This window comes from Stenotrophomonas pavanii (genome assembly GCF_900101175.1).
Taxonomy (GTDB): Bacteria; Pseudomonadota; Gammaproteobacteria; order Xanthomonadales; family Xanthomonadaceae; genus Stenotrophomonas; species Stenotrophomonas pavanii.
In genome coordinates this window covers 143,588-157,337 of the sequence record NZ_FNFQ01000011.1, presented here as the reverse complement: position 1 = coordinate 157,337, position 13,750 = coordinate 143,588, and the positions used below count along the sequence as shown (strand labels likewise).

Annotated in this window: 17 protein-coding genes; 13 read left to right on the top strand and 4 right to left on the bottom strand. The window is 68.0% G+C overall.

The window, feature by feature from the left end; translation table 11 throughout:
* Positions 1–8 precede the first annotated feature (8 nt).
* The 12 genes from BLS66_RS17405 to BLS66_RS20805 all read left to right on the top strand — a co-directional run bounded on the left by BLS66_RS17405 (position 9) and on the right by BLS66_RS20805 (position 10,131).
* The gene (locus BLS66_RS17405) at positions 9–1,430 is read left to right on the top strand and encodes an RNA polymerase factor sigma-54 (RefSeq protein WP_074726415.1); all 1,422 of its coding nucleotides are present in this window, start codon (positions 9–11) and stop codon (positions 1,428–1,430) included.
* A gap of 58 nt (positions 1,431–1,488) precedes the next feature.
* Positions 1,489–1,806: a ribosome hibernation-promoting factor, HPF/YfiA family gene (gene hpf, locus BLS66_RS17400; RefSeq protein WP_005415556.1), complete on the top strand. Its 318-nt coding sequence runs from the start codon at positions 1,489–1,491 to the stop codon at positions 1,804–1,806.
* Positions 1,807–1,827: 21 nt separating this feature from the next.
* On the top strand, positions 1,828–2,280 hold the full coding sequence (locus BLS66_RS17395; protein WP_053462355.1) for a PTS sugar transporter subunit IIA: 453 nt from the start codon (positions 1,828–1,830) through the stop codon (positions 2,278–2,280).
* Entirely contained in the window at positions 2,277–3,227 is a 951-nt protein-coding gene (hprK, locus tag BLS66_RS17390; protein WP_005408388.1) for an HPr(Ser) kinase/phosphatase, read from the top strand. The genes BLS66_RS17395 and hprK overlap by 4 nt, the downstream gene beginning before the upstream one ends.
* Positions 3,228–3,254: 27 nt before the next feature.
* On the top strand, positions 3,255–4,139 hold the full coding sequence (rapZ, locus tag BLS66_RS17385; protein WP_057495186.1) for an RNase adapter RapZ: 885 nt from the start codon (positions 3,255–3,257) through the stop codon (positions 4,137–4,139).
* A gap of 411 nt (positions 4,140–4,550) precedes the next feature.
* Entirely contained in the window at positions 4,551–4,943 is a 393-nt protein-coding gene (locus BLS66_RS17380) for a PTS sugar transporter subunit IIA (RefSeq protein ID WP_010483657.1), read from the top strand.
* Positions 4,936–5,205, top strand: coding sequence for an HPr family phosphocarrier protein (locus BLS66_RS17375; protein WP_005408385.1), 270 nt, complete (start codon positions 4,936–4,938; stop codon positions 5,203–5,205). Before BLS66_RS17380 ends, BLS66_RS17375 begins: the two co-directional genes overlap by 8 nt.
* 2 nt (positions 5,206–5,207) lie before the next feature.
* Entirely contained in the window at positions 5,208–6,977 is a 1,770-nt protein-coding gene (gene ptsP, locus BLS66_RS17370; protein WP_049469655.1) for a phosphoenolpyruvate--protein phosphotransferase, read from the top strand.
* A 227-nt stretch (positions 6,978–7,204) separates the two neighbouring features.
* Positions 7,205–8,566 carry a magnesium transporter gene (mgtE, locus tag BLS66_RS17365; RefSeq protein WP_053462353.1) on the top strand — a complete coding sequence of 454 codons (1,362 nt, stop codon included), beginning with the start codon at positions 7,205–7,207 and terminating at the stop codon, positions 8,564–8,566.
* A gap of 105 nt (positions 8,567–8,671) precedes the next feature.
* Complete coding sequence (locus BLS66_RS17360) at positions 8,672–8,938, top strand: hypothetical protein (protein ID WP_049469661.1); 267 nt, start codon at positions 8,672–8,674, stop codon at positions 8,936–8,938.
* A gap of 70 nt (positions 8,939–9,008) precedes the next feature.
* On the top strand, positions 9,009–9,806 hold the full coding sequence (locus BLS66_RS17355) for a carboxylesterase family protein (protein ID WP_074726414.1): 798 nt from the start codon (positions 9,009–9,011) through the stop codon (positions 9,804–9,806).
* Positions 9,807–9,936: 130 nt separating this feature from the next.
* Positions 9,937–10,131, top strand: coding sequence for a hypothetical protein (locus tag BLS66_RS20805; protein ID WP_160321013.1), 195 nt, complete (start codon positions 9,937–9,939; stop codon positions 10,129–10,131).
* Positions 10,132–10,231: 100 nt separating this feature from the next.
* Here the strand turns inward: BLS66_RS20805 and BLS66_RS17345 are convergent, their stop codons facing one another.
* From BLS66_RS17345 to BLS66_RS17335, 3 genes are read right to left on the bottom strand one after another with little or no spacing between them, the layout of a single operon-like run.
* Complete coding sequence (locus BLS66_RS17345; RefSeq protein WP_049469670.1) at positions 10,232–11,182, bottom strand: aspartate carbamoyltransferase catalytic subunit; 951 nt, start codon at positions 11,180–11,182, stop codon at positions 10,232–10,234.
* Between the two features lie 16 nt (positions 11,183–11,198).
* Complete coding sequence (gene ruvX / locus BLS66_RS17340) at positions 11,199–11,693, bottom strand: Holliday junction resolvase RuvX (protein WP_049469673.1); 495 nt, start codon at positions 11,691–11,693, stop codon at positions 11,199–11,201.
* Positions 11,686–12,252 (bottom strand): YqgE/AlgH family protein, encoded by a 567-nt coding sequence (locus tag BLS66_RS17335; RefSeq protein ID WP_049469678.1) that lies wholly within the window; start codon positions 12,250–12,252, stop codon positions 11,686–11,688. Before BLS66_RS17335 ends, ruvX begins: the two co-directional genes overlap by 8 nt.
* An 89-nt stretch (positions 12,253–12,341) precedes the next feature.
* Here BLS66_RS17335 and BLS66_RS17330 point away from each other — a divergent pair, with 89 nt between their 5' ends.
* Complete coding sequence (locus BLS66_RS17330) at positions 12,342–12,887, top strand: DNA-3-methyladenine glycosylase I (RefSeq protein ID WP_049469681.1); 546 nt, start codon at positions 12,342–12,344, stop codon at positions 12,885–12,887.
* Between the two features lie 84 nt (positions 12,888–12,971).
* Here BLS66_RS17330 and BLS66_RS17325 read toward each other — a convergent pair whose 3' ends face one another.
* Positions 12,972–13,679, bottom strand: a complete 708-nt coding sequence (locus tag BLS66_RS17325; protein WP_049469684.1) for a YitT family protein — start codon at positions 13,677–13,679, stop codon at positions 12,972–12,974.
* Positions 13,680–13,750 lie beyond the last annotated feature (71 nt).

Sequence of the window (13,750 nt, the reverse complement as noted above, 5' to 3'; positions counted from 1 at the left end):
GCACAGGCATGAAGACTCGGCTGCAGACATCGTTGGGACAGCAGCTGGTGCTCACGCCCCAGCTGCAGCAGGCCATCAAGCTGCTGCAGATGTCCACGACCGAACTGGAGCTTGAGATCGCCCAGGCGGTGGAGAGCAATCCGCTGCTGGACTGGGCCGACAGCAACGACAGCAGCACCGCCGATGACGGCGGCGGCAGCACCGGGGCCGACGCACCCGCCGAACGCACCGACACCGGCGACGACTGGGCGCCGGCCGAGCTCGACTGGAGCGCCGCCGGTAGTGGCGGCAGCTTCGACGATGACGATGACACCGGCAGCGCGGCCGAGCGCGTGGCCGAAACCGAGACGCTGGCCGACCACCTGCTGTGGCAGCTGCACCTGTCGCATCTGTCCGCACGCGACCGCAGTATCGGTGCGGCCTTGATCGATGCACTGGACGACGATGGTTACCTGCGCGAACCGTTGGCCACGATCGCGGAAACGCTGTTGCCAACGATCCATGCCGACGAGGACGAGATCCTGGCGGTGCTGCACCGCATCCAGCGCTTCGACCCGGTCGGTGTTGCCGCGCGCACGCTCGGCGAGTGCCTGCTGCTGCAGCTGGACGTGATGCCTGGCGACACGCCGGGGCTGGCGCTGGCGCGACAGATTGCCGCAGGCCCGCTGGAACGGCTGCCACGCAGTGGCGTCGCCGGGCTGGCCCATGAACTGAAACAGCCGCTGGACGAGGTCGAGACCGCAGTGACCCTGCTGCGCTCGCTGGACCCGCGCCCGGGCACGCAGGTTGCGCCGCTTTCGCAGGATACCTACGTGGTACCCGACGTGGTGGTGTGGCGGCAGAACGGCATCTGGCGCGCGGCGCTGGCCGGCCATGCCGGGCCGAGGGTAGTGATCCATCGTGGCTACGAACAGCTGATCCGACGTTGTGGCGAGGCCGACGCCGGTTACCTGCGCGCCCAGCTGCAGGAAGCGCGCTGGCTGCTGAAGGGACTGCAGCAGCGCGGCGAAACCCTGCTGCGCGTGGTGCGCAGCCTGATCCTGCAACAGGCCGGGTTCCTCGAATTCGGCGAGCAGGCACTGCGTCCGCTGACCCTGCGCGAGATCGCCGCCGAACTGGGCCTGCACGAATCCACCGTGTCGCGTGCGATCGCCCGCAAGTACGTGCGCACCCCGCGCGGCACCCTGCCACTGCGCGCCTTCTTCGCCTCCGGCATCGATACCGAAGGCGGCGGCGAGGCGTCCAGTACCGCCATCCAGGCGATGATCCGGCGCCTGATCGACGATGAGAACCCGCGCAAGCCGCTTTCTGACGCCAAGCTGGCTGAGCTGCTCAAATCGTCGGGAATTCCAGTAGCGCGGCGCACCGTGGCGAAGTATCGTGAAGCCATGAACATCTCCGCCTCGCACGAAAGGGTCAGAATCGCTTGACGCGCCGCCGCGCCCGGCGGAGAGGTTCATTGGCACATCCGAACACAGGAGAAACCCGATGCGCATCGAAACGTTTGGCAAAGACGTCGAAGTCACCCCGGCCCTGCAGTCCTATGTAGAGGAGAAGCTGGCCCGGATCGGAAAGCACTTCGACCAGCACTGCGAAGCGCGGGTGACCCTCAAGCTGCAGAAGACCGAACACCACGTCGACGCCAGCCTCAACATCCCCGGGCAGACCCTGCACGCCGAGGCCGGTGGCCAGACCATGTATGCCGCGATCGACCTGCTTGCGGACAAGCTTGACCGCCTGGTCATCAAGCACAAGGAGAAAAAACAGCAGCACGCACCGCTGCCGGTGGGCGACAATGGTGGCTGATCGCCACCGTTCCCCGCAGACATGCCCCTGACTGACCTCCTGGCGGCCGTGCAGACCCAGCTCTGCACGGCCTCCGACCGTGACAGCGTCCTGCAGGCCGCCGCCGGGTTGCTGGCCTGCCGCCAGGCCAATGCCGAACAGATCTATCTGAACCTGTGCCAGCGCGAAGCCCTGGGCAGCACCGCGATCGGCCACGGCATCGCCATCCCCCATGGCCGCGCGCCGGCCCTGGACCGCCCCCGTGGCGCCCTGCTGCGACTGGCGGCCCCGGTCGACTTCGGCGGCGACGAGCCGGTGGACCTGGTGTTTGCGATGGCCGTCCCGGCCCACTACACCCACCAGCACCTGATGCTGCTGTCCGAGCTGGCCGAGCTGTTCTCCGTGCCCGACATCCGCCAAGCCCTGCGTGAAGCGGGCGATGCCCGCGCGCTGCGCGAGGCGCTGGACATGACCCCTCCTGCGAGTGCCGCATGAATACCAGCATCACCGCCCGTGAACTGTTCGAACAGCAGCGCGAGCGGCTGGGACTGCGCTGGGCCGCCGGCAAATCCGGTGAGAAGCGCGAGCTGGAGGCCGGCAACACGGTCTCGCGGCGCCCTTCGCTGGCCGGCTACCTCAACGCCATCTATCCCAACAAGGTGCAGATCCTGGGCACCGAGGAACTGTCCTGGCTGGACGCGCTGGAACCGCGGCAGCGGTGGGAGACCATCGAGAAGATCATGCAGTCGCATCCGCTGGCGCTGGTGCTGACCCGCAACCAGGCGTGCCCGGAAGACCTGCGTGCCGCCGCCGATGAATCCGGCACGCCGCTGTGGCTGTCGCCCAAGCGCGGCCACGAACTGCTCAACCACCTGTCCTACCACCTGGCGCGCACGCTGGCACCCCGCGTGATCCTGCATGGCGTGTTCATGGAGATCTACTCGATCGGCGTGCTGATCACCGGCGAGGCCGGGTCGGGCAAGAGCGAGCTGGCGCTGGAACTGCTCAGCCGCGGGCACCGCCTGGTCGCCGACGATGCCCCCGAGTTCACCCAGATCGCCCCGGACGTGCTCGACGGCACCTGCCCCGAGCTGCTGCAGGACCTGCTGGAAGTGCGCGGCCTGGGCGTGCTGAACGTGCGCGAGATGTTCGGCGATACGGCTGTAAAGAAGAACAAGTACCTTCGGCTGATCGTCCACCTGACCAAGCCGATGACCGAACCCACCCCGCATGGCTACGAGCGCCTGACCGGCGACTCGGGTACCCGCCATGTGCTGGACCTGGATGTCCCGCTGATCACCCTGCCGGTGATGCCCGGCCGCAACCTGGCCGTGCTGACCGAGGCCGCGACCCGCCTGCATATCCTGCGCACCAAGGGCATTGATCCGGCGGCGATGTTCATCGCCCGCCACAGCAACCTGCTGGAACGGCGCACCCCCTGATTCCCCTGCCCCGCGAAGAGCCTGTCCATGAGCACCGCACCCCCTACCGCCCCGACCCTGATCATCGTCAGTGGCCTGTCCGGCTCGGGTAAATCCGTCGCCCTGAAGACCTTCGAAGACCAGGACTACTACTGCTCGGACAACCTGCCCATCCAACTGCTGCCGGACTTCGTGCGCAGCCTGCTGGCCAACCATGACGGCAGCGCGCCGCGCCGGCTGGCGGTAGGCATCGACGTCCGCGGCCAGGCCGACCTGAGCCAACTGGGCAACTGGCGGCAGCTGGCCACCGATGCCGGCGTGGAAGTGAAGGTGCTGTTCTTCGAAGCCAGTGACGAGGCGGTGCTCAAGCGCTACGCCGACACCCGTCGCCGCCATCCACTGAGCCAGCTGCGGCTGTCATTGCCCGAGGCCATCGCCCGCGAACGCGAACTGACCGCGCCGCTGCGCCGTGAGGCCGATGCGGTGATCGATACCAGCCACCTCAACGTGCACCAGCTGCGGCGGCGGATCATCACCGAGTTCGCGATGGGCCATGCCACCGGCCTGTCGCTGCTGTTCGAATCGTTCGCCTACAAGCGCGGCGTACCGGCCGAGGCGGACTTCGTGTTCGACGCGCGTGTGCTGCCCAATCCGCACTGGGACCCGGACCTGCGCGCGCTCAGCGGCCGTGAGCCCGGCGTGCGCGACTACCTGGAGGCACAACCGGACGTGCAGCGCTACCTGGCCCAGCTGATGGATTTCCTGGATACCTGGCTGCCGAAACTGGGCGATGGCACGCGCAGCTACGTGACCGTGGCGTTCGGCTGCACCGGCGGCAAGCATCGCTCGGTGTACCTGGCCGAGCGCATGGCCCGGCATGCGCGCGAGAAGGGCTGGGAAGACGTGGCCACCTACCACCGCGAACAGGATTGAGGGGGTCGGCCGGGCTGCGCCCGGCACCCGCCGGTAGTGCCGGCCGCTGGCCGGTAACAGCAACAGCAAAAGCGGCATTCCGTGGGATGGCGGGGCGGTGTGGGCAGGCAGGACACGCCGTGAACCCCTCCCTGGGGGCTCGATGGCGCCATCCATGGCGCCAACGGTCCTGCCTGCCCACACCGCCCCGCCTCTGACAGATTCCGTGTGCTGTTGGTGGGTGTCGACCTTGGTCGACACGGTAGATCCACGCCATGCGTGGATGAATCGCTTTCAGGCCTCGAAAAACGGATGGCGTCGGATCTCTTTTTCAGCGAAAAAGGGCTCGCCAGCGAGCAACACTGAATACGGGACACAGTACCCCTCGCCTGCTGCTATCGCCAATTCACCTTGACCTGTTAACGTGCGGTAATGACCTGTGGCATTCTCCTCGTAACACATCCCGGGGTCGGGACCGCCCTGCTAGACGTGGCGACCCGGCTGCTGCGGCAATTGCCGCTGAAAACCGAAGCTTTCGAAGTACCGTTCGACGCAGACCTGGACGCCCTGCTGCCACTTGCCTCGGCCGCCCTGCGGCGGGTCGACGGCGGTGAAGGCGTGCTGATCCTGACCGACCTGTACGGCGCCAGCCCCGCCAACCTTGCCGGGCAGCTGGCCCGGCTGGGGACCCCGGTTCGCCGGGTGTCGGCGCTGAGCCTGCCGATGTTGCTGCGGGTGATGAATTATCCGGAACAGGGACTGGATCAACTGCCCGCCACAGCCGCGGCGGGTACCCGTAATGGAGCGATAGTCGACGATGCTTGAACGAGAACTCACCGTCAGCAACCGCCTGGGCCTGCATGCCCGGGCCACCGCCAAGCTGGTGCAGACCCTGGCACCGTTCCGCTGCAACGTGACCATGGCCGCCAAGGGCCGTGAAATCAACGCCAAGAGCATCATGGGCGTGATGCTGCTGGCCGCGGGCCAAGGCACTCCGGTCACGGTCCGCATCAACGGCGAGGACGAAGCCGCCGCGATGGAGGCGGTGGTCGGCCTGTTCGAACGCCGCTTCGACGAGGACAGCTGAGCGTGCCACGCGCACGCGCCGGCCAGCTTCCCCCGGGCCAGCGGCCGGTACAACGGCTGGCCGGGCACGGCGCCGCCCGTGGTACGGCGATGGGCCGGGCCCGGGTGCGCCTGCCGCATGCGCTGGAAGTGGCCGAACAACGTGTCGCCCCCCACCAGGTCGAGGCCGAGCTGGCGCGCCTGCACCATGCCGTGGATGCCGCGCGCATGGAAATGCACGAGCTGCGGCAGCGCCTGCATGGCGCACTGAACCAGGAAGTGGGCGAGTTCCTGGACCTGCACGCGCTGCTGCTGGACGACCCCGAGCTGTTGTATGGCCTGGACGAACTGATCCGCAGCGGCCCGTACAGTGCCGGTTACGCCCTGCGCCTGCAGCGCGACCGCCTGGCCAAGGTCTTCGATGGCATGGACGATGCCTACCTGAAGAGCCGCATGGACGACCTGGACCATGTGATCGGCCGTATCCATGCCTTCCTGCAACCCGAACGCGCGCCGGCGATGAAGGGCCTGGCAGGCGAGATCCTGGTCTGCGACAACATCGCTCCGTCCGAGCTGGCGCAGCTGCAGGCGCAAGGCGTGGTCGGCATCGTCACCGCCGCCGGCAGCGCGCTGTCGCACAGCGCGATCCTGGCACGCAGCCTGCACCTGCCGCTGATCGTCAACGTCCCGCAGCTGCTCAGCCGCATCGCCGACGGCGACGTGCTGATCATCGACGGCGCCGACGGCAGCATCACCGCCAACCCGTTGGCGGACAACCTGCGTGACTACCGCACGCGCCTGAAGGAGCACGCACGCGAGCAGCGCGAGCTTGGCCGCCTGCGCAGCAAGCCCAGCCGCACCCGCGACCAGGTCGACATCGCCCTGCTGGCCAATGCCGAGTCGCTGGAAGACGTCACCCAGGCGCATGCGCTGGGTGCGCAGGGGCTGGGCCTGTACCGCACCGAATTCCTGTTCCTGCAGCGCAACGAGCTGCCGGACGAAGAAGAACAGTTCCAGACCTACCGGGATGCCGCGCTGGGCATGAGCGGCCGGCCCGTCACCATCCGCACGCTCGACCTGGGTGCGGACAAGGCCGATCGCACCGGCCTGACCCTGAGCAACGAAGAGAATCCGGCGCTGGGCCTGCGCGGCGTGCGCCTGTCGCTGGCCCGACCCAAAGTGGCCGACACCCAGCTGCGCGCGATCCTGCGCGCCTCCGCCTACGGCAAGCTGCGCGTGCTGGTGCCGATGATCAGCACCCGCGAGGAACTGCTGGCGGTGCGCCGGCGCATGCTCAAGCTGAGCGAACAGCTGCGCGCCGAAGGCCACATGGTGGCCGAACACGTGCCGCTGGGCGCGATGATCGAAGTGCCGGCGGCTGCACTGGCGCTGGAGAGCTTCATCGATCTGGTCGACTTCCTGTCGATCGGCACCAACGACCTGGTGCAGTACCTGCTGGCCGCCGACCGCAACAACGAGGCGCTGGGCGAGTTGTACTCACCGCTGCATCCCGCCGTGCTGCGGCTGCTGCAGATGGTGATCGAGACCGGCGCACGCCACCGTATTCCGGTCGCGGTCTGCGGCGAAATGGCCGGTGATGCGCGGATGACGCCGCTGCTGCTGGCACTGGGCCTGAGCGAGTTCAGCCTGCACCCCGGCACCCTGCTGGAAGTGCGCCGCGCGATCCGCGACGCTGACCTGGGCGCACTGCGCGCCCGCGCACCGAAACTGCTGGCCGCGCGTGACCGCCGTGCCATCGAACGCTGGCTGGCGCTGGTGGCCGATACGCCCTGATACCACCCGCTCGCCGGGCATGCATGCCTGGGGTCAGATCGCTTTTCCGCGGGAGAAGGATCTGATCCCGTCCCGTCGAAGGCCAAGAGGTTGCCGGCCAGCGGCCGGCACTACCGCCACCCGGCGGCTATGCGCTGAAACATCCCCTTGCGATAATGACGCGCTGAACACCCCTGTTGCCGCATCCTTGCCGGGATCGCGGCTTTTCTTATCCCGCGGGAGCTGCGATGGCTGAAGCCGTACGCCACGACAAGACTGCGCGCCAACTGCGGATGTTGTCCGATGCACTGGACAGCGGCCGGCTGGGCCCGGTGCGTCGGCTGGTCAATACCCTGGCCCCGGCCGAGATCGGCAACCTGCTTGAATCGCTGCCGCCGGGCAAGCGCGAAGTGGTGTGGGGCCTGGTGGATCCGGACGATGACGGCGAGGTGCTGGTCCACGTCGGCGACGACGTGCGCGAAAGCCTGCTCGCGGACATGGACCCGGACGAAATCATCGCCGCGGTCGAAGACCTGGACATCGACGATCTGGCCGACCTGGTCGAAGACCTGCCGGATACGGTCATCGACGAAGTCCTCAAGTCGATGGACCGCGAGAACCGCGAGCGCCTGGAACAGGTGCTGTCCTATCCCGAGGACAGCGCCGGCCGCCTGATGAACCCGGACGTGGTGACCGTGCGCGCCGACGTCAACGTCGACGTGGTGCTGCGCTACCTGCGCCTGCGCGGCGAACTGCCCGACCACACCGACCACCTGTTCGTGGTCAGCCGGCGCCATCAATACCTCGGCCGGGTGTCGCTGGCGGCCCTGGTGACCCACGAGGACACCACCCCGATCAACCGCCTGATCGATGACGAGCAGCCGGCCATCGACGTCGGCGAGAGCGACCAGGAGGTCGCCCGCCAGTTTTCCGACCACGACTGGATTTCCGCCCCGGTGGTGGATGAGAACAACATCCTGGTCGGTCGCATCACCATCGATGACGTGGTCGACATCATCCGTGGCCAGGCCGAGCACCAGGCGCTGGGCGCCGCCGGCCTGGACGAGGACGAGGACCTGTTCAGCCCGGTCTGGCGCGCGATGCGCCGCCGCCTGATGTGGCTGTCGGTGAACCTGTGCACGGCCTTCCTGGCCTCCAGCGTGGTCGGCCACTTCGAAGGCACGATCGACAAGCTGGTGGCGCTGGCCGTGCTGATGCCGATCGTGGCCGGCCTGGGTGGCAATGCCGGCACCCAGGTGCTGGCGCTGATGGTGCGCGGCCTGGCGCTGGGCCAGGTGGGCGCCTCCAACGCGCGCACGCTGCTGTGGAAGGAAGTGCGGGTGGCCGCGCTCAATGGCCTGCTGCTGGGCTCGATCCTGGGCATGATCGTGCTGGTCTGGTTCCACTCGCCGGGGCTGTCGGCGGTGATCGCCATCGCGCTGACCTGCAACCTGCTGTTCGCCGCACTGGCCGGCGTGCTGGTGCCGCTGACCCTGAAACGCTTTGGGTTCGACCCGGCGCTGGCCAGTGGCATCTTCCTGACCGCCGTGACCGACTCGATGGGCTTCTTCACCTTCCTCGGCCTGGCCACGCTGGTGCTGCTGCACTGATCCCTGCCGGGCCGGATCCCCGCAACGCGGAGCTCCGACCCACGCCCAAACCCAGGGTCGGATCCCCGCTGCGCGGGGCTCTGACCCGATTCCAACTGGACCCCCATGGCCACCACGATCGAAAACTATTTCCAGCCCGGCTGGCGCGACCAGCAGCACACCTGCCCGGCCTGCGAATGGAAGGGCAGTTCGCGCGCCATGGAGATGGAACTGGACGAGGACGCGACCGAGTACGCCTGCCCGGTCTGCGAAAACCCGTTGCTGGTGGTGCTGCACCCGGACCTGGCGCAGGTGCAGGCCGCCGCCGCCGAGGGCAACGCCGAGGCACAGGAGCAGCTGGCCATCATCGCCAGCGTGCCGCGGCCGCAGTGACGCAGCGCACGATGCCACGTTGACCTGCGCGGACTACGATGCGGCTGAACCCACCGCTTCTGGAACGCCGATGGTCCGTAGGATGATGCGCTGGCTGCCGATGCTGGCGGTCCTGATGATGGCCGGCTGCGCCTCGCAGCCGGACAGCGCGCGCGGCCGCTTCGAATCGCGTGCAGTGAAAGTGGATGGGCGTACCGCCTATTACCAGGTGTTCATTCCGGCAACCGCGGCGCGCACGCCTGGCGCACTGCCGGTGGTGCTGTTCCTGCATGGATCCGGCGAGCGTGGCGGCGACGGTGTCAAGCAGACCCATGCGGGGCTCGGGCCGCACCTGCGCAGGCACGCGGCCGACTTCCCCGCATTGGCCGTATTCCCGCAGGTGCCGGGCCACCAGGAATGGAGCGGGCGCAACAATCGCGTCGCGCTGGCCGCCCTGGACGCCACCATCGCCGAGTTCGGTGCCGATTCCTCACGGCAGTACCTGACCGGAATGTCGATGGGCGGCTATGGCAGCTGGAACATCGCGCTGGATGCCCCCGGGCGCTTCGCCGCGATCGTGCCCGTGTGCGGCGCGGTGCTGGCGCCGCGCGCGGTGCGCCCGACCCTGTTCGTCGAACGGGTGGCCCACGAAGCCGATCCGTATGCGGCCATCGCCCAGCGCCTGAGAGGCACGCCGATCTGGATCTTCCACGGTGCGCTGGATGACGTGGTGCCGCCGGATGACGACCGCCGGCTGCACGCCGCATTCCAGAGCGCCAACGCACGCGACGTGCGCTACACCGAATATCCGGACGGCAACCACAACGCCTGGGATGCCACCTACGCCGACCCGGCGATGTGGGACTGGCTGTTCGCGCAGAAGCGCTGAACCACGACGTCCGGTGGTTGCCCACCAAGGTTGGAACCCGCTTTCGGTGGGTGCCAACCTTGGTTGGGCACTATCTGCCCGCCCTGATCGGATTCGCCATCACATGCATTGCGTGCCGGAACAGCGATTCATGGGTAAGACCTTCCAGATCCAGACGCTGGAACGCCTGCATGGCGGTAACCGCAACGGCGTCATTGGCGAACAGAGCCGCCCGGCCAAGCACGTTCGTGGTGAGGATGTAGCTCTGGCCGATACTGGAATGACGGCCTGGCAGGAGACGGGTGCTGTTCATGCAGAAGAGCATGGGCGGGCGCATGTTCCCTGAACATCGGGAAATCACCTTCGCCCGGGTGGGCCAGTGCCAACCAAGGTTGGCACCCACCCCACCAGCAGTGCCAACCAAGATTGGCACCTGCCAAGGCGGGTCAGCCCAGCAGGGTTTCCAGCACGGCCATGCGCACGGCGACGCCGTTGGCGACCTGGCGCAGCACCCACGACTGCGGGCCGTCGGCCACGTCGTCGGTGACTTCCACGCCGCGGTTGATCGGGCCCGGGTGCAGCACTGCAGCGTCCTTGCCGGCGCGGGCCAGGCGCTCGCGGGTCAGGCCGTACTGGGCGTGGTACTGCTCCAGCGACGGCACCAGGCCTTCCTCCATGCGCTCGCGCTGCAGGCGCAGCATCATCAGCGCGTCGACGCCTTCGAGCATCGCGTCGAAGTCATCGCCGACCACGCAGCCCTTCAGGGTCTCGTCATCCGGCAGCAGCGACTGCGGGCCGCAGACGCGGATCTCGCCCACGCCCAGCGTACGCAGCGCATGCAGGTCGGTGCGGGCCACGCGCGAGTGCTTCACGTCGCCGACGATCACGACCTTCAACTTCGAGAAATCCGCGCCCTTGGCCTGGCGCAGGGTCAGCATGTCCAGCAGGCCCTGGGTCGGATGCGAACTGCGGCCGTCACCGGCGTTGATCAGTGCAGTGCCCTCGCCCGCCGCCTCGGCCAGTGCGGCCACGGCGCCATCATCGGGATGGCGTACCACGAAGCCGCGTACGCCCATTGCCTCCAGGTTGCGCAGCGTGTCGCAGGCGGTTTCGCCCTTGCGGGTGGACGACGTCGACGCATCGAAGTTCAGCACGTCGGCGCCCAGGCGCTGTGCGGCCAGCTGGAACGAGCTGCGGGTGCGCGTGGACGGCTCGAAGAACAGCGTGCACACCGCCGAGCCGGCCAGCACGTGGCGCTTGTTGCCAACGCGGCCGACCGCGGCGTCGCGGATCTGTCCGGCCCGATCAAGCAGTTGCAGCAGGGTTTCGCGCGGCAGGCCCTCCAGGGTCAGCAGGTGGCGCAGGCGTCCGGAGGCATCGATTTGCTGGGCGGTCATGGCGGGAGTCGTGCAGTCAGGGAATGGGGGTGGCGTCGTCCGGCGACGACAGCCAGCGGTCGATGATCACCGCTGCGGCCACGGCATCGAGGGCGGCCGCATCGCGGCGGCGCTTGCGCCCTTCGGCGCGCTCGACGGCGAAGCGGCGCGCGGCCTCGACCGAGCTGGAACGCTCGTCGATCATCACCACCGGCAGCTTGAAGCGTTCCCGCAGCTGGCGGGCAAAGCCCTGCGCGCGCTTGCGGTTGGGCTGGTCCTGGCCATCCAGCGTCAGCGGATCGCCGACCACCAGGCCGTCGGGCTTCCATTCCTTGAGCAGGCGCTCGATCGCGGTCCAGTCCGGGCCGTTGCCGTGCACATCGACCACGGCCACTGCGCGCGCATGCGCGGCGAAGGCACTGCCGATGGCCACGCCGATCCGGCGCGAGCCGACATCAAATCCCAGAACCGTGCCGTCGCGGCGGATGGCCGGAGCCGGAGGCGCCGCCGCGGGCGTGGTCGGCTCAGACATGGCCGCTGTAGTCGGTCAGCCGGAACAGGTCGACGCCGATGCGCGAGGCCGCTCCCTGCCAGCGCTGTTCCAGCGGCAGCTGGAACACCAGCTCGGCATCGGCCGGTACGGTCAGCCAGCTGTTCTCGGCCAGCTCGGTTTCCAGCTGGCCTGCCCCCCAACCGGCACAGCCGAGGGTAACCACGGCGTTGGCCGGGCCTTCGCCGCGCGCCATCGCTTCGAGGATGTCGCGCGAGGTGGTCAGGTACAGCCCTTCGCCGACGATCAGGCTGGAGTCCCACGCCCTTGCATCGTCATGGATGACGAAGCCACGTTCGGGATGCACCGGGCCGCCGTTGAGCACCATGCGCGCCTGCAGCTCACCATCGCCGGTGGCGATGTCCATCTGCGCGAGCACTTCGCCCAGCGTGTACTCGGACGGCTGGTTGACCAGCACGCCCATCGCCCCGTTCTCGTCGTGCTGGCAGATCAGCGCGACACTGCGGGCAAAGGTCGCGTCGAGCAGCGACGGCAGCGCGACGAGCAGGTGATCGGCAAGGGAGGTCGGCGTTACAGGCATGGCTGACATTCTAGCGGCTGGGCGCGCCGGGCGCCTCCACCCGGCGGTCACGGCGCGCATAATGACCTCCCCCCGCGCAGGAGTTCGACGTGTCCGGTTACTGCCTCATCGCCCCGGGCCATCCGGTGCACGACGACTACCACGCCAACGAATACGGCTTTCCGCAGCGCGACGAGCGCGAGCTGTTCGAGCGGCTGGTGCTGGAAATCAACCAGGCCGGGCTCAGCTGGGAAACGATCCTGAAGAAGCGCGAGGGCTTCCGCGCGGCCTACGACGGCTTCGAGGTGGACCGCGTGGCGGCGTATGCCGAGCAGGACATCGAACGCCTGCTGTCGGACCCGGGCATCATCCGCAACCGCCTGAAGGTGCTGGCGGCGATCCACAACGCGCAGGTGATCCAGCAGCTGCGGGCCAGCCATGGCAGCTTCGCGGGGTGGCTGGACGCACATCATCCGCGCAGCAAGGCCGACTGGGTGAAGCTGTTCAAGAAGACATTCCGCTTCACCGGCGGCGAGATCACCGGCGAGTTCCTGATGAGCCTGGGCTACCTGCCCGGCGCGCACGCCGCAGACTGCCCGGTGCATGCGCGGCTGCTGACACTGTCACCACCTTGGTTGCAGGCCACCGCACGCTGATGGATATCCGCCGGGCATGGCCCGGCGTCATCACCCGCGGCGTTCCGGGGTTGCCGGCCAGTGGCCGGCACTACCGTCGGATCGTCACACGCCCATGTAGCGGCCGGGGCGATGGTTGAACATCAGCACCAGGCTGAGCACCACCGCGCCGATGGCCGAGTACAGCACCTTCGACGGCGACAGCACGAAGAACGCGGCCACCATCAGGCAGGCGTCGTAGGACATCTGCACCTTGCCCGCGCTCCAGCCACGGGTGCGCTGCAGGTACACCGCCAGGATGCCGATGCCGCCGAGGCTGGCACGATGGCGGATGAAGAACAGGATGCCCAGGCCCGACAACGCGCCACCGACGATCGCCGAGTACAGCGGGTTGATGTGCGAGAAGTCGATCCAGCGCGGCAACAGGTCGGTCAGCACGCCACAGGCGGTGACCGCAGCGAAGGTCTTCAGGGTGAATTCCCAGCCCATGCGCCGCAGCGCCACCCAGTAGAACGGCAGGTTGACCAGCACGAACACCAGGCCGAAGTTCCAGCCCATCGCGTAGTGCAGCAGGAACGCCAGGCCGGCCATGCCGCCGATCATCAGCCCACCCTTGGCGAAGATGGCCAGGCCCAGCGAGGCCACCATCGTGGCCAGCACCATGCCCTGCACGTCCTCGGCGATCGAGTGACGCAGCGCTTTCTCATCGGCGGTGGTGCCGGCACTGTCGGGCGGAGGGGTCAGCGGACCAGCGGTGACCAGGTGGCCGTCAGCGTCGTCGCACGGCGCGGGGCCATGGGAAGGAAGGGACATGCGGGTGGGGGAACAGCAGGTGGGGAGCGGTATTAGACACGATCTGCATGACAGTTGCAGATGAAATCGTT

Coding starts and splice junctions, on each gene's coding strand:
- mgtE (WP_053462353.1), top strand. CDS start 7,205: ATGGCTGAAGCCGTACGCCACGACAAGACTGCGCGCCAACTGCGGATG.
- BLS66_RS17380 (WP_010483657.1), top strand. CDS start 4,551: ATGACCTGTGGCATTCTCCTCGTAACACATCCCGGGGTCGGGACCGCC.
- ruvX (WP_049469673.1), bottom strand. CDS start 11,693: ATGTCTGAGCCGACCACGCCCGCGGCGGCGCCTCCGGCTCCGGCCATC.
- hprK (WP_005408388.1), top strand. CDS start 2,277: ATGAATACCAGCATCACCGCCCGTGAACTGTTCGAACAGCAGCGCGAG.
- BLS66_RS17325 (WP_049469684.1), bottom strand. CDS start 13,679: ATGTCCCTTCCTTCCCATGGCCCCGCGCCGTGCGACGACGCTGACGGC.
- rapZ (WP_057495186.1), top strand. CDS start 3,255: ATGAGCACCGCACCCCCTACCGCCCCGACCCTGATCATCGTCAGTGGC.
- BLS66_RS17355 (WP_074726414.1), top strand. CDS start 9,009: ATGGTCCGTAGGATGATGCGCTGGCTGCCGATGCTGGCGGTCCTGATG.
- BLS66_RS17360 (WP_049469661.1), top strand. CDS start 8,672: ATGGCCACCACGATCGAAAACTATTTCCAGCCCGGCTGGCGCGACCAG.
- hpf (WP_005415556.1), top strand. CDS start 1,489: ATGCGCATCGAAACGTTTGGCAAAGACGTCGAAGTCACCCCGGCCCTG.
- BLS66_RS17405 (WP_074726415.1), top strand. CDS start 9: ATGAAGACTCGGCTGCAGACATCGTTGGGACAGCAGCTGGTGCTCACG.
- BLS66_RS17335 (WP_049469678.1), bottom strand. CDS start 12,252: ATGCCTGTAACGCCGACCTCCCTTGCCGATCACCTGCTCGTCGCGCTG.
- BLS66_RS17395 (WP_053462355.1), top strand. CDS start 1,828: ATGCCCCTGACTGACCTCCTGGCGGCCGTGCAGACCCAGCTCTGCACG.
- BLS66_RS20805 (WP_160321013.1), top strand. CDS start 9,937: ATGGGTAAGACCTTCCAGATCCAGACGCTGGAACGCCTGCATGGCGGT.
- BLS66_RS17345 (WP_049469670.1), bottom strand. CDS start 11,182: ATGACCGCCCAGCAAATCGATGCCTCCGGACGCCTGCGCCACCTGCTG.
- BLS66_RS17375 (WP_005408385.1), top strand. CDS start 4,936: ATGCTTGAACGAGAACTCACCGTCAGCAACCGCCTGGGCCTGCATGCC.